The organism is Nonomuraea jiangxiensis (assembly GCF_900099965.1).
Lineage (GTDB): Bacteria > Actinomycetota > Actinomycetes > Streptosporangiales > Streptosporangiaceae > Nonomuraea > Nonomuraea jiangxiensis.
Genome location: NZ_FNDJ01000018.1, coordinates 191,057 through 208,704, shown reverse-complemented (window position 1 = coordinate 208,704; position 17,648 = coordinate 191,057). Strand labels below are relative to the sequence as shown.

The following is a 17,648-nucleotide window of genomic DNA, read 5'->3' as shown; positions in this document are numbered from 1 at the left end:
GGTGGCTGTCTACAGGCGTTCGTTGGCTGGGGTGTGACTTTGGTAGGTCGCCCATGGGCGGCCGAGTTGGCTGAGATGTGATCGCGGTGGCTGTCCACAGGCGTTCGTCGGCTGGGGAGCGACTTCGGAAGGTTGCCCACGGACGATCGAGGGCTGGGTCATGACCTCGGCGCCTGTCCACAAGCAGTCGTCGAACGGATGTGACCTTCGGCGGGTTTTCCACAGGAGATCGTCGATATGGGGATGTGACCCCGGCGGGGCGTCCGCAGCGGTCGCCGATGGCGATGTCACCCCTGCGAGTTATCCACAGGCAGCCGACGGCGGGCCGAAAGCGCCTCGGGAGTGTGCTGGAATTTCCCGGTGACTTCGGAGACGCGGCAGGAAAAGGCACGAGGTCGGCTTGCGGGGCCGGCCACGGCGGCGATCGGCGCCTCGATCCTGCTGACGATCACCATCGGTCTCCTGGGTCCGTCGCCCATGGTCCCCGCGCTGGGCGGCCCCGCCTGGCACCCGCCCTACTCCCTGGACGCCCACCCCAACCCTTACCTGGTGGTGGCCCTGGCGACGGCCGCGATCGTCCTCGGCGGCCTGGGACTGCTCGCCGCCCTGATCACCATCCGGTCCTCCGCCACCGGGCATCGGCTCCTGCCGAGCGCACGGCACCTGGTACTCATCGGTTGCCTGGCCGCCGGGGTGCTCGCGTTCCTCCCGCCGTCGGGCTCAGGTGACCACCTCAACTATGCCGCGTACGGCCGCATGGTGATGTTGGGCCTCAGCCCGTACACCCATGGCGCTGTGGACCTCGCCGGCGATCCCATCGCCGACGCGGTGGAGGAACCGTGGCGTGAGGAGCCCAGCGTCTACGGCCCACTGGCCACGGCCCTGCAGGCGGCGGCGAGCTGGGTCGGCGGCGACTCGATGCGGCTGACGATATTCGTGCTGGCCCTGTTCAACGCGGCGGCCTTCGTCGCGACCGGGCTGCTCATCGACCGTTTCAGCAGAGACGACCCGGCCAGGCGCCTGCGGGCCGCGTTGCTGTGGACGGCCAACCCCCTGCTGCTCTACCAGCTCGTCGCGGGCATGCACGTGGACACGCTGGCCATCGCGTGCATGGTCGCGGCAGTGCTGGCCAGGGGCCGTCCCATGGGCTCCGGCGGGCTGCTGGGGCTTGGTGCGGCTATCAAGATCAACGCTGGGCTCGTGGCCCTCGGCCCGGCCTGGGAGCTCCGCCGCCGCCCCGCCCGCCTGGCCCTCATGGCGGCATGCGCTCTCGCGGTCGTGGTGGTGGGATACGCCATCGTCGGCCCGGAGGCGATCGCGCCGCTGACCCGCACCAGCAAGTCGATCTCACACGCCTCACCCTGGAAACTGGTCCAGGGCTGGCTGCAGATGATCGTGGGGACCGGCAGCGCCTACCGAGGCGAGATCCAGATCGGCTCCCTCCTACTGCTCGCCCTGATCGCCTGGTCCCTGCTCCGCCTGGCATCCCGCTCCTACTGGGCGAGCAACCCAGGACTCGTGAGTCCCGCAACGAGGCAACCCGAGCAGAGCGAACGCGACAGACTCACGTCCCCTGTCGAGCGTGGCGGAGAGGGGGTTCCCGTCGAGCGTGGCGGACCGGAGGCGCCTGGCGAGCGCGGCGAGGTGGGCAGGTCCGATGAGCCCACCGAGATCGGCGGGTCCGCCGAGGGTAGCGAGGTGGAGGGGTCTGGGCAGGGCAGCCAGGTCGGCGGGTCTGGTGAGGGCGGCGAGATGGAGGGGTCTGGGCAGGGCAGCCAGGTCGGCGGGTCTGGTGAGGGCGGCGAGGTGGAGGGGTCTGGGCAGGGCAGCCAGGTCGGCGCGCCCGGTGAGGCCAGGGAGGTGGGCGCGCCCGCTGAGCATGACGAGGGAGTGTCCAGTGAGAGCGGCCGGGAGGAGCCATCCGGTCAGCGTGGCGGGGTTGGGGTGCTGGGCGAGCCTGGCGGGCTGGGGACGCCCCGCGAGCGCGGTGGGGTGGGGTCGTCACGTGAGGGTGGTGGAGTGGGGACGTTCGGCGGGCGGGGTGGGAAGGAAGGGTTGGGCGAGCCTCGCGGGTTGGCGGCGCCGGTCGTGGCGGCCGGGCTGGTGGTGGCGTACCTGTTCGCTACTCCCTATCTGCTGCCCTGGTATGAGGGGCTTGCGTTCGGGCTGCTGGCGATGGTGGCGGCGTCGGCGGTGGATCTGTTCGTGGTCGGCCACCTGCTGGTTCTGTCGCTCGCCTATCTGCCGGCTCGGGTGGAGGGGCAGCCTGAAGGTATCGGGTGGCTGGTGACCGTGGTCAGGCCCCAGATTGCGTGGGTGCTGCTGGGTCTGACTGTGGCGCTGGTGGTGTGGGCGTGGCGAGCTGCAGGGCGCGTACGGAGGCGGCCAGAGTCAGCGGTACGGCAACCGTCAGCGCCATAGCGGGGATGGCGATGCCGGAGTCGTTCATGAGGAAGCCGATGAAGGCGCACGTGAGGGCGCCGAACAGGCCCGCCCTGAGGGTGGGGGCCAGGCGGTAGGCCTGGCCCAGGGCGGGGGCGCCCCAGCGGGAGGGGCGGGCGAGCACCAGATACAGGAAGGCCAGCGCGACCAGCGAAAGGAGGGTCAGTGACCAGTTGCCGATCGTCACGCCGATCATCGCAGTGAACTTGCGGGAGACGACGGTCCAGGCCTGACCGTCGATGACCTGCTGTACGAAGGTGCCCAGATGGGTTCGCTGGGTTTCGGGGCGCAGCCAGTCGAAGATCGAGATGGCGCCCACGAGTACGACCCCCACCAGGCCGACGATCAGGAGCCGCAGCACCGAGACGCGCTTGCCCGACAGCAGGATGAGGAAGACAGCCAGCCCGGTCACGAATGCCGGGATACCACCGAAGTCGGCACCCCACGATGGCCACCCGTCGGCGAAGATCGCGAATCCCCCGTAGAGCGCGCACATCACCACGGTCAGACTCCTGGCCACACCCCTGCTGAGCAGCCACTGCGCCAGCCCGGCCAGGCCGAGGACGGTGCCGGTGGCGTAGACGGCGAAGGCGATGTTGCTGAAGCCGTAGAACCGGCCGCCGGTCACGGGCTCGTAGCCGGATACGGCGTTCACCTGGAGTTTGGAGCCCGTGATGACGTCGATGAGGAGAGCGAGCGAGGTGACGGCGGCGACCACGGTGAGCGGGCCGAGCACGTGGGCCCGCCACGGCCCGGCGAAGGCGGCGGCGGTGATCAGCCCGGCGATGGCCAGGATCGTCACGATCACCGACAGCATCGGCACCGGCAGCGTCCACCAGGGCACCAGCTGGGCCAGGAACGTGGAGACGGCGATGGCTCCGCTGACCACCGCGACGATCTGCACGGCCTTCAGAAGCTTGGAGGCGCTTGCTGGCAAGGAGGCAAGGGGTGAGGGGTTTGACCCCGCCTCTGGCGTGGCTCCCTGGCCGGCGGCTGGTGCGGGCGGGGACGGAAGGTTCGGGGAGGTGTTGTCGCGGTTCGGGGTGGGTGGGGAGGTCCCTTGGTCCAGGGTGTAGGACGAAGTGCCCCGGTCTGGGGAAGTGCCCCCGTCTGGAGTCTGCGGGAAGGCTCCTTGGTCGGGGGTGTGGGGGGAGGCGCTGCCTTGGTCCTGAGGGTTCGGGGAGGCCCCTTCGCCCGGGGTGCCAGGGGAGGCCGCTTCGCCTGGGGTGTCGGGGGAGGTGCTGGCTTGGCCTAGGGGGTGCGGGGAGGTGCCTGGGTTCACGGCGTGGCGGAAAGGTCCTTGGTCTGCGGCGTGGGGGGAGGCGCTTGCGGTTGGGGGGTGGGGGAGGTTGGTGGAGCGGCGGTGGCGGAGAGCCAGGGCGGCGAAGGCGTAGAAGAGGAGCTGGAGGGTCACCAGGACGGTGAAGAACGGGCCGCGTACCTCTCGGAGGACCTGGCTGGCCAGGTCGCCGTCGGCGAGCTCCACGACCGTGTCCGCCGGGGTGGCGGGGGCCAGGTTGCTGGGTTGCCAGGGGCGGCCGACCACCTGGCGTGGGGCGGCCACGCCGAGGAGTTGAAGGGTGGTGGCGGTGAGGTCCGTGATCGTGACCAGGGCGTCCTGGCGGGTGGAGGTCGCTGTGAGGTAGCCGTGCGGGTACGGCCGGCCGGTCGGGGAGGGGCCGGTGGCGATGGCGACGTGGAGGTGGGCGTTCGGCGTCACGTCGGAGATGCCCGCCAGCAGGACGGTCGTGTCGGGTGGCAGTACGGCAAGGAGGGTGCCGATCTGCTGGTCCGCCTGGGCGACCGCCGCCTGGCGCGTCGCGGCCGGTAGCGGGGTGGGGACCGCACGCTCGTCGAGGGGTTGGCGGGCCCAGGCGTTGGCGATGCTCGCGGCTTCGAAAACGATCAGGTTGTACGGGGTGGGGTCGCCCAAGGCGTCCGGGGTGGGGGCGTATTTGGCGATATTTCCGGACCTGTCAGCTCCGCCGATGGCGGCCCCCGGGCCGATGGCGGCGACATTGCCGCCGTTGTCCGTCACGAGCTGGCCCAGCGTGCCGAGTTGGGCGTCGTAGCCGGTTTCCGACTGGTACGCGGTCAGGGCTGACCAGTTCGGGATCGTGGCTGCGCCTGCGGGAGCGTTGGGGAGGGGCTGTGGGGTGGGTGGTGCTTGGCAGCCTTTGCCCGCTGTTCCGGCTCGCTGGCCCGCTGAGACGGTCAGCCAGCCTGCGGTGGGGCAGGTGGTGCCGCGGTCGGGGGGTGGTACGGCTCGCGTGGAGAGGGAGGCCGAGGCGCCCTGGTCGACGAGACGCCACAGGTTGGGGGTCCGTGACCGGTCCAGGTCGCTCCATTCCAGGCCCGGGACGCCGATGAGGGCAACTCGTCCTTGGCCGGCCGCCGGAGCGTTGATAGGTGCTTGCTGGATGTCTGCGGTGGTCGTCCTGGCGGCAGCGTCAGTGGTGGTCGTCCCGGCGGGAGTGTCAGTGGTGGTTGTCCCGGCGGGAGCGTGAGTGGTGGTCGTGTCGGCGGCGGTGTGAGTGGTGGTTGTCCCGGCGGAAGCGTGAGTGCTGGTCGTCCCGGTGTGGGTGGTGGCGGTCGTCCCGGTGTGGGTGGTGATGGTCGTGCTGGCGGTGCCGGTGGTGGCGATGGCCGTGCCAGCCGTGATCGCAGGGGCGGCATCCGCACTGCTGGTGATCGCGCTGGCCGCCGTTTTGGTCTGGGCGGCAGTGGCGATTGCCGTGCTGGTTCCGCTGGCCGTGGCGGTGGTGGCTGGCGGCGTGGTGGCGGGTGTTGTGCTGGGCTGGGTGGTGGTGCTGGCCGGCGGCGCGATGGTGGGGGATGTGGCGGTGGTCGTGGATGGGGTGCCGCTTGTGATCAGGGGGTGTTTGTGGGTGGGGAATGTGGTGGCGTGGGCTGAGGTGGGGGTCAGTGAGGTCGCGAGGGTGAGGCCGAGGAAGAGTGTGGTGATGGCGCGCCTGGCGTGTTGGGACGGGGTTGTCCAGAGGTGGGCGCGTTGGGGGTGGGCTTCGTCGCGGGGGGAGCTCGTGCCCTGGACGGAACTGTCGCGCTGGGCCCGGTTTTCGCGTTGGGCCAGGGCTTCGGTGCCGGGGTGTGTGCTGGGGTGGGGCTTGGTGCAGGGATTCGTGGTGGGGTGGAGGTCGGGGCAGGGGTCCGTGCTTGGGCGGGGGGCTCTGCTGGGGTGGGGGGTTGTGCTTTGGGGGGCCGCGTTGCGCGGGGCGTGATGGGGGTGCTCGGGCCGGCCAGGAGGTGGGTACGGTGTGGCGTTCGGCATGTACGGACCCCCAGTATCCCCTCGATCAACAACAGCCAAGCCGGCACACGGTAACGTGCCACATCTTGGCAGCCTCCCTCGTCTGAAGGCGGGGGATTCCACTGGCAATCACTACCCCATGAGGAAGAGGTCGTGTTGAGGTTCGCGGTCCGCTGGCTCGGCAAGCCGGTCGCCTCCCCGCGCAGCCACCCCGTGCCCCACAGCGGGCTCGTCCCGTACATTCTGGACCGCGACACCGCCGAGGGCGTGGGTGGGCTATGAGTCGGCGGTTGTGGTGGGCGTGGGTGGCCGGGGCGGTCCTCGTCGCGGCGGCCGTGGCGCCGTTGGTGCACACGTGGCTCACCAACCCCGACGATCAGCGGCTGGTCGACCTGGATGTCTACCGTACCGGCGGGCAGATGTTGCTCGACGGGCAGCCGGTGTACGACTTCTTCACGCCGGCGCCGCAGCTGCTGCCGTTCACGTACCCGCCGATCGCGGCGATGCTGGCTGTGCTGCTGGCCGGGATGTCGTGGACCACGGCGCAGTGGGTGTGGACGGTTGGGATCTTCGTGACGTTGGCCGTGACCGTGGGGCATTCTTTCCGGCGGGTCCTGGGAGGGGAGGCGCTGCGGAAGTACGTGCCGTGGGTGTTCGCATTCCTCATGGTGGTATGCACGTATCTGATGCCGATCCGGGACCAGGTGCGGTTCGGGCAGGTGGACATCCTGCTGGTCGCGCTGTGCGTGGCCGACTGCCTGGCGAAGCGGCCGTGGTGGCCGCGGGGGTTCCTGATCGGGCTGGCCACGGCGGTCAAGCTGACGCCCGGGGTCTTCCTGATCTACCTGCTGGTCACCAGGCAGTGGCGGACGTTCTTCATGGCGGCGTTCGTGGCGGCGGTGCTCACGTTGTTGCCGTTCGTGGTGATTCCGCAGGACGCGACGGACTTCTGGTTCTCGGCACTGCTGGATCCCGAACGGCTCGGCGCCAACGCGGCCACCACCAACCAGTCGATCCGCGGCATGCTGATCCGCCTCTACATGCCCGAGACGCTGACGATGGTGATCTGGGCGCTGATCGTGGCCGCGGTCGCCTGGTACGGGTTCCGCGGGGCACGGGACGCGTACAAGGCGAACGATTCGGTCACCGCGGTCGCGCTCGTCGGCCTGATGGCCGTGCTGCTCTCGCCCGTGGCCTGGATCCATCACCTGGCCTGGGTGGTCGTCGTGCTCGCCGCGATCGTCGGGGACGGGCGGGATCCGGTCAGGCTGCGGGTTGCGGCGGGGGTGTGGCTGTTCTACGTGGTGCCCGTGCCGTGGTGGGGGGTTTCGCTGCTGGCGGCCCAGATCCCCGGGGTCAGCCTGGTGCTGGGGAAGATCGTGCAGAACGGGTTCGGGCTCGGGGCGCTGGCCCTGGTGTGGTTGTTGGTGGCCTGGTTGCCGAAACGGCGGGAGCTCGCGTGACGTAGCCATTACCCTCTGTGCCGTGCTGGTTACCATATGGGTGATCGTGGGGATCGTCGCCGGAGTCACCGGCGTGTTCATCGGATACCTGTCGCTCCGGCAGGCCAGGGCCACGGTGGAGGAGTGTCAGCGGAGGCTCGCCAGGCAGACGAGCGAGGGCGTCGGGGATCTCAAGGCGATCAGGGACGTGGCCGTCTGCCGGTACGACGCGCTCGAGGAGATGACCGGGCGGCTGTCGTTCTCGGTGGCGATGATCAACGGGCTGGGTGACGGGATCGTGTTGACCTCGATCAACGGCCGGAGCGAGACGCGTACCTATGTGCGGCCGGTGGTGAGCGGGAGGGGGCAGCAGCCGCTCTCGCCGGAGGAGGAAGAGGCGGTGCGGGCGGCCAGGCTGGGGCTCGGGCCGCTGGTCACGCCCCGGACCTCGCGGACGGGGGTGAGGTAGGTGTCGCGCCCCCCGGTTGCCGGAGATGGGGGTGAGGTAGCCGTCGGGCCTCGGCTTCTGGGGGTGGGGGTGAGGTAGGCGTCGGGCCTCGGCTTCTCGGGTGGGGGTGAGGTAGGCGTCTCGCGGGTGGGGGCGAGGTCAACCGTTGCGTCCCCGCTTCGGGGCTCGGGGTGATGTGGGGCGGCGGGGGTCGGTTCTCGGGCTGGGAGAGGGTGGCTTCGGCGTGTCGGGGTTGCGGGTCGCTGATATCGCCGTTGGGGGAGGCCGTGCCGGGGATGGGCGGTGGCGGGCGTACGCGACAGGGGCGGAAAGCAGCGCATGTGCCCTCAACCTGCGGTTACTCTGGACGCATGCCCAGACTCGCCTATCTCGGACCGGAAGGGACCTTCACCGAAGAAGCCCTGCGGCTCCTCGACCCCATCGCCGAGCGCCTGCCGGCTGCCACGGTGAGCGCGGCGCTCAACGCCGCCCGCACCGGCGAGGCCGACGGCGCCGTGGTGCCCCTGGAAAACTCCATCGAGGGCGCGATCACCACGACGCTCGACGAGTTCGCCTGGGGTGAGCCGTTGCTGATCACGGCCGAGCTGCTGCTGCCCGTCCAGTTCTCCTTGCTGGCCAGGCCCGGCACCGAGGTCCCGCACATCAAGCGGGTCTACACCCATCCGGCCGCCATCACCCAGTGCCGAGCGTTCATCTCCCGTGAGCTTCCCGACGCCGTCGTGGTGGCCGCCCCTTCGACGGCGGCCGCGGCGCAGGAGGTGTCGCTGCCGGGCTCGCCGTACGACGCCGCCATCGCCGCCCGTATCGCGGGCGAGCACTACGGGCTGCTGGAGCTGGCGGGGAACATCGGCGACAGGTCCGACACCGTGACCAAGTTCGTCAAGGTGAGCCGTCCGGGGGCGCTGCCGGAGCCGACCGGTTCCGACCGGACCACGCTGGTCGTCTTCCTCGCCGACGACCACCCGGGCGCGTTGCTGGAGATGCTGACGGAGTTCTCCGTGCGCGGGGTCAACCTGACCCGCATCGAGTCGCGGCCGACCCGTAACGGCATCGGGCGCTACTTCTTCCACTTCGATCTTGAAGGGCACGTCGCGGACGCCCGGGTCGGGGAGGCACTCTCGGGGCTGCACCGCATCTGCGGCGACGTGCGCTTCCTCGGCAGCTATCCGCGGGCCGACGGGGTCGCGCCGCAGATCAAGCGCGGTACGGCCGACACGGAGTTCGCCGAGGCGGGCGGCTGGCTCGCGCGCATCCGTTCGGGTGAGGTCTGAGCGCACGCCGGTCGGTCATCAGGGGCGATGGCGGCGGAAGAGCCGGCCTGGTTCCGGACGGGGTTCCGGGGGCGAAGGGATAATCCGGGGGCGGGTAGCCGCTCCGCGCCGGTAGCCTTTCCTTGTGATTGACCTGCGTACCCTTCGTGAGGATCCCGACCGGCTACGGGCGTCGCAGCGTGCCCGCGGTGAGGACGACTCCGTCGTCGACACGCTGCTCGACCTCGACGAGCGCCGCCGATCGGCGCTGACCTCGTTCGAGTCTCTGCGCGCCGAGCAGAAGAGCATGGGCAAGTCGGTCTCCAAGGCGCAGGGCGAGGACAAGGCCGCGCTGCTGGAGCGGGCCAAGGAGCTCGCGAGCCAGGTCAAGGCCGCCGAGTCGGAGGCGGAGAAGCTGGCGGTCGAGCTGGACGAGGTCCTCCAGGCGGTGCCCAACATCGTCGAGGAGGGCGCGCCGGCCGGCGGCGAGGACGACTACGTGGTGCTGGAGACGCACGGCGAGCCGCGGGAGTTCGACTTCGAGCCCAAGGACCATCTGGAGCTGGGCGAGGCGCTCGACTGCATCGACACCGAGCGTGGCGCCAAGGTGTCGGGCTCGCGGTTCTACTTCCTCAAGGGCGTCGGCGCCCGGCTGCAGCTCGGCCTGCTCAACATGGCGATGCAGCAGGCGATCGAGGCCGGGTTCACGCCGATGATCACGCCGGTGCTCGTCAAGCCGGAGACCATGCAGGGCACGGGGTTCCACGTGGCCCACGACAAGGAGATCTACCGGCTCCCGGACGACGACCTCTACCTGGTCGGCACCTCCGAGGTGGCCCTGGCCGGCTACCACGCCCAGGAGATCCTCGACGCCGGTGACCTGCCGCTGCGCTACGCGGGCTGGTCCTCGTGCTTCCGGCGCGAGGCGGGCTCGTACGGCAAGGACACCAGGGGCATCATCCGGGTCCACCAGTTCGACAAGGTGGAGATGTTCTCCTACGTACGTCCGGAGGACGCGCACGAGGAGCACCTGCGGCTGCTGGCGTGGGAGAAGGAGATGATGGCCAAGATCGAGGTCCCTTACCGGATCATCGACACGGCGGCGGGCGACCTCGGCATGTCGGCGGCCCGCAAGTTCGACTGCGAGGCGTGGATCCCCACGCAGGGGCGCTACCGCGAGCTGACCTCGACCTCCAACTGCACCGAGTTCCAGGCCCGCAGGCTCGCCGTGCGCTTCCGCGACAAGGACGGCAAGCCGCAGCACCTGGCCACGCTCAACGGCACGCTGGCCACCACCCGCTGGATCGTCGCGATCCTGGAGAACCACCAGCAGGCCGATGGGTCCGTGGTGGTCCCCAAGGCGCTGCGCCCGTACGTGGGGCTCGACGTGCTGGAGCCGGCCAAGTAAGCGCCGCTCCCGTGGGGTGCCGTAGAGGCCGTGCCGGTGTGCGCCGGCCCTACGGTGTCCCGCTGGTTTCGGTCCTGGTCGGCCATTTCGGACAGCCGGTCGTCTACAGGCCGTCCGGGTCGGTGCGCGGCAAGGAGATCTTGATGAGGCTGACCGCTCCCACCAGTACGAGGGCGGTCAGCACGATGGCGATCGCGACGGCGACCCCGTAGGCGTCGGGCACGCCCACGGACCAGGCGCGGAAGGGCAGATAGACGCTCGCGTAGACGAACGGCGCGGCCAGGGCGCTGACCGCCGCCGTCGCCGGGCGCGCCTGGCCCGCGAACGCCAGCACGAGGCACACCACGACGCCGACCACGGTCGCGACCACGCCGAGCGCGGTCACACCCGCGGTGAGGCCGGCGTCCAGGAGCCCCCAGTCGGCGTCCCCGGCCGCGGCGAAGAAGCCCAGGCAGCCGACCGCGGCGAAGCCGGTGTAGACCCGCTGGAACCGGCGCAGCCCCGCCCCGATACCGCCGAACAACAGGCACGCGGCCAGGAAGATCGCCAGGTTCTGCTCGATGCTCAGGTCCATGGCCGGGGCCTCGGCAGCCTCGGCAGCCTCGGCGGCCTCGGCGCCGGGCCAGCCCACCCGCCGCCATTTTCCGTCCACGTCGCGGACGAGGATGCCGTCCAGCCCGTTCGCGACGACCACGACGTGCCCGCCGGGGCGGGTCTGCGTGGCCAGCGCCATCGAGTACCGGCCGTCCAGGGAGGAGTAGGTCCTGTTCAGCCGCTCCATGTCGTTTTCGCCCATCGCCCACGACGGGCTCCACGTCGTGCCGCCGTCGTCGGACTGCTCGACGGCCATCCGGTCGGGTACGACGCGGTAGCAGCGGGTCGCCTGCCCGGCGACGCAGCGGGCGCGCTGGCGCGAGGTGACCTGGTCGGTGGTCACCTCCGACCAGGTGACCCCGCCGTCCGTGGAAAGCCGCGAGGAGCCGTTCCACACGTGGACGAGGATCCGCTTCTCGTCCGCCTCGACGGAGTGGGCGGTGGGCAGGGCGGCGGCCGAGGTGGCGGTCACCGCCAGTACGGCCAGCGGCACGGTGATGAAGATCCGCGGGCGGCTCCCGGCCGACGACCAGGCCCGCCGGAGCCGTGACCGGCCACGGGGGTGGGTCACGGCGGGATTCGAGCCGCCGGTCGTGACGTCGGAGTCGTCGGTCGCCGAGTGGGCGTGGAGGCTGCGCCCGCGTACCCACCAGGCCAGGGCGAGCGCGGGTAGGGCCAGCAGGTCCGTAGGATCGGCCAGGACGCGCGATGGACCCGCCACCAGGGTCCAGGCATGGGAGGCGGCCTCAGCGCCCGTCTCCGTGCTTTTCACGACCGCGAAGAGCACTCCGGTCAGCACCGTGGCGGCCAGGTCGGCCCGCCGTCGCAGGAGCAGCGCCAGCAGGGCGGGCGCCACGAGGAGTCCGGCCGCGTCGCTGAGCTTGCCCGTGAGGAACCCGGGCCAGGCCTGCTTGAGCAGGTGGTCGTTGACCAAGAGCACGATCACCCCGGCAACCGTCACGGGGTGGCATAACCACGCGTACCTCATGTAGGGATCGATGGCGGGCGGCGGGCGAAGGTTCGCGCCGTGACCAACCCGGAACAAGCAAAAGACCGGAGCCCGCTGGAAGCGAACTCCGGTCTGTCTCGCTGCTACAGGTCAGATGGCTCGGACCTGAGAGGCCTGCGGCCCCTTCTGGCCCTGCGTGATCTCGAACTCGACCCGCTGGCCGTCTTCAAGGCTGCGGTAGCCGTTGCCGACGATCTCGGAGAAGTGCACGAACACGTCCGGCGCACCGCCGTCCGGGGCGATGAAGCCGAAGCCCTTCTCGGCGTTGAACCACTTGACGGTTCCCTGAGCCATAAAAGCTCTCCCTCAGGATGTGAATCTATGGGACCCACACCTCGTGGGTCCCGGTGTGTCGTACAGCAAGCACCCGGGGTGGCTCAGACAAAGTCATGCTGGTTTTCACTACGGGATCAGCTAATACAACGCCATCACATCTAACACCATTCTGGCGCGTTGGTGTTCCCGTCGGTAGGAAGATTTCTGTCAGGCAGCATCACCGGGCAAACTGGAACCTGTTATGCGAAGCCTTCCCTCACCACGCCTTGTGGCCACCGACCTCGACGGAACCGCGTTGCGGACGGACGGAACCGTGTCTCCCCGCACCGCGTCGGCCTTCGCCAAAGTCGAGGAATCCGGAGCGGCGCTCGTGTTCGTGACGGGGCGCCCGCCTCGGTGGATGGGTGAGGTCGCGAGTGTCGTACGTCACCGCGGGCTCGCCATCTGTGCAAACGGGGCGCTGATCTACGATCTCCATACCGAACGGATAGTGGAATCTCACCTGATCACCGTCGACGTACTCCGGGAAGTTGTCGCTCAGCTAAGAGCGAACGTGCCCGATCTCGCATTTTCGGTCGAGTATGAAGCCGGTTTTGCGCATGAGTCGGATTTCCTCCTCGGCGGCTTGGACCGGGGCACGGCGACGGTACGTGTGGACTCCGTGACTTCGCGCCCCTGCGCCAAGCTGCTGGTGCTGCACCGGGGGATGGTCGCGGACGAGTTGCAGGCCACCGTGCACGAGTTGGTGGGACACCTGGTGACCGCCACGCACTCAAGCCGCAAGGGGCTGATCGAGATGAGCGCACAGGGCGTGACGAAGGCTTCGGCCCTGGCGGCGCTCGCCGGGCAGCACGGGATCCTGGCCGCCCAGGCCGTGGCGTTCGGTGACATGCCGAACGACCTGCCCATGCTGAGCTGGGCAGGCACGTCGTACGCGGTCGCGAACGCGCACCCCGACGTGCTGGCGGCGGTCGATCACGTGACCGCGGCCAACGACGACGACGGCGTCGCGCAGGCGATCGAGGAGATCTACGGACTCAGATGATCGAGGAGCCCTACAGGTAGGGGCCGGAGCCGCCGTGCGGACGCGGCTGGTCGTCACCCTGCGGCACGCCGGGCAGCGCCCTGCGCATCTGCTCCAGCTGGGCCCGGGCGGCCATCTGCTGGGCGAACAGCGTGGTCTGAATGCCGTGGAACAACCCTTCGAGCCAGCCGACCAGCTGGGCGTGCGCGATGCGCAGCTCGGCCTCGCTGGGCGGCGTGCCGTTCTCGTCGGTGAACGGCAGCGACAGCCGCTCCAACTCGTCCACCAGCTCCGGCGCCAAGCCGTCCTCGAGCTCCTTGATGGAGGACTCGTGGATCTCCTTCAACCGCTTGCGGCTGGCCTCGTCGAGGGGAGCCGCGCGGACCTCCTCAAGGAGCTGCCTGATCATGCTGCCGATGCGCATCACCTTGGCGGGCTGCTCGACCAGGTTGGTCACCGAGCGGTCGTCATCGCCGCTGTCACCCTGACCTTGGAAGTCCGGACCCACCACCACGATGTGGGGGGTGTTCTTCTCTTCAGCATTCATAACACTCACCGTACTAGCAGGATCTTGCCTACGTGCTCCCCAGAATCCAACATACGGTGAGCCACGGCCGCGTCCGCCATGGGCACCTCGGCGTACACCACGGGACGCACCGCGCCCGCCGCCACCAACGGCCACACGTTGTCCACGACGCTGCGCACGATGACGCCCTTTTCGTCCACGGGACGCGAGCGCAGCGTCGTCGCGTGGACCGAGATGCGCTTGGCGAGCATGGCGCCCAGGTCGATCTCGCCCTTCCGGCCGCCCTGCAGCCCGATGATCACCAGCCGCCCGCCGGTGCGGAGCGCCCGGATGTTGCCCGGGAGGTATTTGGCCCCCATGATGTCGAGGATGACGTCGGCCTGAACCTTCTCCGCGAAGTCCTCCTCGCGGTAGTTGATCACCTCGTCGGCGCCCAGCTCCCGCACACGCTCGCCCTTGGCGGCGGATCCGACGGTTGCGACCACGTGCGAGCCGAGCGCCTTGGCCAGCTGCACCGCGAACGTGCCGATCCCGCTGGCCCCGCCGTGCACCAGCAGCGTCTCGCCGCGCCGCAACCGCCCGACCATGAACACGTTGGACCAGACCGTGCACGCAGCCTCGGGCAGCCCCGCCGCCTCGCGCGGCGTCAGCCCGTCGGGCACCGGCATGACCTGCTGCCAGGGCACCGCTACGCGCTCGGCGTAACCGCCGCCGCCCAGCAGCGCGCACACCTGGTCGCCCACCTTGAACTGCTCCACGTCCGCGCCCACCTCGGCCACCACCCCCGCGACCTCCAGCCCGGGGTACGGCGACGCGCCCGCCGGCGGGTTGTAGAAGCCCTGCCGCTGCAGCACGTCGGCGCGGTTGACCGCCGAGGCGGTCACGTCGATGAGCACGTCTCCCCGCCCGACCGGCGGATCGGGCACCTCGTGCCACTCCAGTACCTCGGGTCCACCGGACTCGGTGATCTCAATGGCTCGCATGCGAACCACGGTAGCGGGGCAAAGAAGTTGTGGGTTGCCGGGCTGTACGGGAACCTGTGGCGTTAACCTGCAAGGTAATTTGCTGCCCCTTTAGACCCACCCGAGGGGGAACACGGTGGCAAGACACGATCGAGAAGAATCTCTTGAGGAACAGCTGGCCTGGCTGGACGCCATCAAGGAGACGGAGGAGGCCCCCGTCCCTGTCAGCGCCTCGGCAGCCGCTGCCGATGAGACGGTCGTCTCCCCGTACCCCCAGGACCCGTGGCTGCTGGTTCCCACGCAGCACGAGACGCCGACGCCGCCGCTGTTCCGGGCCGCGGTCGACTCCGTGTACGGCTCCGCCGCCGCCGAGGAGCTTCCCGAGGGGGAGGCCGAGGCCGGCGAATGGCTCGGCAAGGCGAGCACCAGGGAGGAGCCGGCGGCCCCGGCCGCCCAGGACGACCCCTTCCTCGCCCCGCTGCGGCCGCTGCCGCGGCCCGACGACACCGACACGTACACCCTGTCGTTCTCCAGCCCGGAAACCGCCGAGGCCGCCGAGCCGTCCACCGAGGAGCCGGCGACGCCGGAGGAGCCCGACCGCCCGGAGAGCGCCCACCCGGAGCCCGCCCACACAGACCCTTCCCGTACGGACCCTGTCCGCACGGAGTCCACCCGCACGGAACTCGGCCACGTGGAAGACGACGTTCCGGTGACGGCGGCGGCGGAGGGGGACCGCATCCCCTGGGGGGACACCTCCCCGGCGAACGAGCGTCCGCACTGGGCCGAGCAGCCGGACACCCTGCCCAGGATCGTGCCCCCGCAGTGGACGGAGCCGGAGCCCTCCCCGGGGAACGAGCGTCCCCAGTGGACGGAGCCGGCCGTCTCCCAGGCGAGCGACCTCCCGCACTGGACGGAGTCCGAGACGTTCCCGGTGAACGACCGTCCGCAGTGGGCCGAGCCGGAGGCGCTCACCCCGCGCCCGGAGCCCGAGGAGCGGTTCCGGCAGCCGGAACGTTCCGCGTGGACCGAGCAGCAGGAGTGGCGCCCCGCCGAGCGGGAGATCCCGCACGCCGAGATCCCGCAGACCGGGACGTCGCCCAGCGGGACCACCCACATCGGCACCCCACCCGGCGGCAGGCCACACACCGACCCGCTCAACCTCGACCAGCCGTACACCGACCCGCTCAACCTCGACAGGGCGCGCCTGGACACGCCGCATCCCGACCGGCCGCGCCTGGACACGCCGCATCCCGACCGGCCGCGCCTGGACACGCCGCATCCCGACAGGCCGCGCCTGGACACGCCGCACCCGGACACGTCCCACATCGTGTCATCCGACACCGCGACGTCCCACACGGCGACGTCCCACACCGCGTCGTCAAACCCTGCGGCCCCCCACACCGAGGCGCTTCACAGCGAAGCGCCGCACGCCGAAGCGCCGCACGCCGAAGCGCCGCACACCGAGGCGCCGCGTGCCGCCCGGACACACGCCGCCCCGCCGGCGCGTCGTCGTCCCGCCCCCATCCCCGTCTTCGCCGCCCCGCCCAGACCTCCGGTCACCGGCCGCCCCACCGCCGACAGCCTCGACCCCGAGACGCTGCTGCGCGGCAGGCGTAACGCCCCCGCCAAGGGCTGGCGCCGCCTGGTCTACCGGGCCTCCGGCGGCTGGATCAAGCCGGGCGAGGCCCCGGAGGTGCGCCGCCGCCGCCAGCTCATGACCCGGGCCCGTACCCCGGTGACCACCGGCCACCACCGCGTGGCCGTGCTGAGCCTCAAGGGCGGCGTGGGCAAGACCACGACCACGGTCGGCCTCGGCGCCACCCTGGCCCAGATGCGCGGCGACCGCGTCATCGCCGTGGACGCCAACCCCGACAGGGGCACCCTGTCCGACAAGCTCGTCCTGGAGACCTCGGCCACCGTACGCGACCTGCTCAACGAGCGCGACCAGGTCAAGCGGTACGTCGACATCAGGGCGTTCACCTCGCAGGCGCCCTCGCGGCTGGAGGTGCTGGCCTCCGATCGCGACCCGTCGGTGTCGGAGGCGTTCAGCGGCTCCGACTACCAGGCCGTCTCCCAGGTGCTGGAGAACTTCTACTCGATCTGCATCACCGACTGCGGCACCGGCCTGCTGCACTCCGCCATGGGCGGCGTGCTCGGCCTGGCCGACCAGGTCGTGCTGGTCAGCTCCCCGTCGGTGGACGGTGCCAGGGCGGCCTCGGCGACGCTCGACTGGCTGGAGGCCCACCACTACGGCGACCTGGTGAAGGCGGCGACCGTGGTGCTGTGCAGCGTCCGGCCCCGGTCGAAATCGGCGGTGGACATCAAGAAGCTGGAGGCCCATTTCGCGGCCAGGTGCCGCGCGGTGATCCGGGTGCCGTACGACCCGCACCTGGAGGAGGGCGCGGAGATCGACCTCGACCGGCTCCAGGAGGCGACCAGGGAGGCTTACCTGCAGCTCGCCGCCTGCGTGGGCGACGGCTTCGCGGGTGTGCGCGAATGAGCGGAGGGTGTGGGATTCGAACCCACGAGGCCATCGCTGACCTGGCCGCTTTCAAGGCGGCTGCACTCGTCCACTATGCGAACCCTCCCGTGCGGAAACCACGATAGCGGCTGTGGTGACAGGGGTGTACGTTCAGGAGGTGGTGGATCTCAACGTCGAGGTGGAGCGCGGCGACTCGTACGCGCTCGTGCGCCTCGACGGCGACCTCGACAAGGTGACGGCACCACTGCTCAAGGATGCCCTGGCGACGTTGTTCGCCGAGGGGCGGGTGCGTGTCGTCGTCGAGACGACCGAGCTGGAGTTCTGCGACTCCAGCGGATTGTGGGTGTTGCTGGAGCACCAGCACCGGATCTCCGAGCGCGCCGGATCGTTGTCCCTGGTGGGCGTGCACGGGGTGCTGGAGCGGGTGCTCGACGTCACGGGCCTGCGCGCCGCCTTCGACACCGTCCGCCCGGCCGAGCTGTAAGGACCCCACCGG

14 protein-coding genes, 1 tRNA gene and 1 pseudogene are annotated in these 17,648 nt (G+C 70.3%); 10 read left to right on the top strand and 6 right to left on the bottom strand.

Annotation, left to right across the window (positions count from 1 at the left end):
- Positions 1-477: 477 nt before the first annotated feature.
- Positions 478-1,479 (top strand): annotated as a pseudogene (gene mptB, locus BLS95_RS58290) (polyprenol phosphomannose-dependent alpha 1,6 mannosyltransferase MptB); the annotation flags it as partial.
- An 817-nt stretch (positions 1,480-2,296) separates the two neighbouring features.
- Here mptB and BLS95_RS56070 read toward each other — a convergent pair.
- A complete protein-coding gene (locus BLS95_RS56070) occupies positions 2,297-4,480 on the bottom strand; it encodes a hypothetical protein (protein ID WP_176993546.1) in 2,184 nt (727 codons plus the stop codon).
- 523 nt (positions 4,481-5,003) lie between these two features.
- Between BLS95_RS56070 and BLS95_RS35010 the strand changes: the two genes are divergently transcribed.
- The 6 genes from BLS95_RS35010 (at position 5,004) to serS (ending at position 10,279) form a co-directional block, all read left to right on the top strand.
- On the top strand, positions 5,004-5,681 hold the full coding sequence (locus tag BLS95_RS35010) for a hypothetical protein (RefSeq protein WP_090941555.1): 678 nt from the start codon (positions 5,004-5,006) through the stop codon (positions 5,679-5,681).
- Positions 5,682-5,863: 182 nt separating this feature from the next.
- Positions 5,864-5,992: a hypothetical protein gene (locus tag BLS95_RS59210; RefSeq protein WP_281250064.1), complete on the top strand. Its 129-nt coding sequence runs from the start codon at positions 5,864-5,866 to the stop codon at positions 5,990-5,992.
- Entirely contained in the window at positions 5,989-7,173 is a 1,185-nt protein-coding gene (locus tag BLS95_RS35005; protein ID WP_090941553.1) for a glycosyltransferase 87 family protein, read from the top strand. Before BLS95_RS59210 ends, BLS95_RS35005 begins: the two co-directional genes overlap by 4 nt.
- A gap of 22 nt (positions 7,174-7,195) precedes the next feature.
- On the top strand, positions 7,196-7,621 hold the full coding sequence (locus BLS95_RS35000) for a DUF4446 family protein (protein ID WP_245765473.1): 426 nt from the start codon (positions 7,196-7,198) through the stop codon (positions 7,619-7,621).
- A 350-nt stretch (positions 7,622-7,971) separates the two neighbouring features.
- Positions 7,972-8,892, top strand: a complete 921-nt coding sequence (pheA, locus tag BLS95_RS34995) for a prephenate dehydratase (protein ID WP_090941547.1) — start codon at positions 7,972-7,974, stop codon at positions 8,890-8,892.
- Between the two features lie 124 nt (positions 8,893-9,016).
- On the top strand, positions 9,017-10,279 hold the full coding sequence (serS, locus tag BLS95_RS34990) for a serine--tRNA ligase (RefSeq protein ID WP_090941546.1): 1,263 nt from the start codon (positions 9,017-9,019) through the stop codon (positions 10,277-10,279).
- 103 nt (positions 10,280-10,382) lie between these two features.
- Here serS and BLS95_RS56065 read toward each other — a convergent pair whose 3' ends face one another.
- The gene (locus BLS95_RS56065) at positions 10,383-11,819 is read right to left on the bottom strand and encodes a hypothetical protein (protein WP_176993545.1); all 1,437 of its coding nucleotides are present in this window, start codon (positions 11,817-11,819) and stop codon (positions 10,383-10,385) included.
- Positions 11,820-11,972: 153 nt separating this feature from the next.
- Positions 11,973-12,176: a cold-shock protein gene (locus tag BLS95_RS34980; RefSeq protein WP_043619750.1), complete on the bottom strand. Its 204-nt coding sequence runs from the start codon at positions 12,174-12,176 to the stop codon at positions 11,973-11,975.
- A 250-nt stretch (positions 12,177-12,426) separates the two neighbouring features.
- Between BLS95_RS34980 and BLS95_RS34975 the strand changes: the two genes are divergently transcribed.
- Complete coding sequence (locus BLS95_RS34975; RefSeq protein WP_342742804.1) at positions 12,427-13,203, top strand: Cof-type HAD-IIB family hydrolase; 777 nt, start codon at positions 12,427-12,429, stop codon at positions 13,201-13,203.
- Between the two features lie 10 nt (positions 13,204-13,213).
- Here the strand turns inward: BLS95_RS34975 and BLS95_RS34970 are convergent, their stop codons facing one another.
- Positions 13,214-13,729: a bacterial proteasome activator family protein gene (locus BLS95_RS34970; protein ID WP_090941544.1), complete on the bottom strand. Its 516-nt coding sequence runs from the start codon at positions 13,727-13,729 to the stop codon at positions 13,214-13,216.
- A gap of 5 nt (positions 13,730-13,734) precedes the next feature.
- On the bottom strand, positions 13,735-14,691 hold the full coding sequence (locus tag BLS95_RS34965; RefSeq protein WP_090941538.1) for an NAD(P)H-quinone oxidoreductase: 957 nt from the start codon (positions 14,689-14,691) through the stop codon (positions 13,735-13,737).
- A 115-nt stretch (positions 14,692-14,806) separates the two neighbouring features.
- Between BLS95_RS34965 and BLS95_RS58285 the strand changes: the two genes are divergently transcribed.
- A complete protein-coding gene (locus tag BLS95_RS58285; protein ID WP_245765472.1) occupies positions 14,807-17,170 on the top strand; it encodes a MinD/ParA family ATP-binding protein in 2,364 nt (787 codons plus the stop codon).
- Position 17,171: 1 nt separating this feature from the next.
- Here the strand turns inward: BLS95_RS58285 and BLS95_RS34955 are convergent.
- Positions 17,172-17,258 (bottom strand) — tRNA-Ser (locus BLS95_RS34955).
- Positions 17,259-17,294: 36 nt separating this feature from the next.
- Here BLS95_RS34955 and BLS95_RS34950 point away from each other — a divergent pair.
- Positions 17,295-17,636: an STAS domain-containing protein gene (locus tag BLS95_RS34950; RefSeq protein WP_176993544.1), complete on the top strand. Its 342-nt coding sequence runs from the start codon at positions 17,295-17,297 to the stop codon at positions 17,634-17,636.
- Positions 17,637-17,648 lie beyond the last annotated feature (12 nt).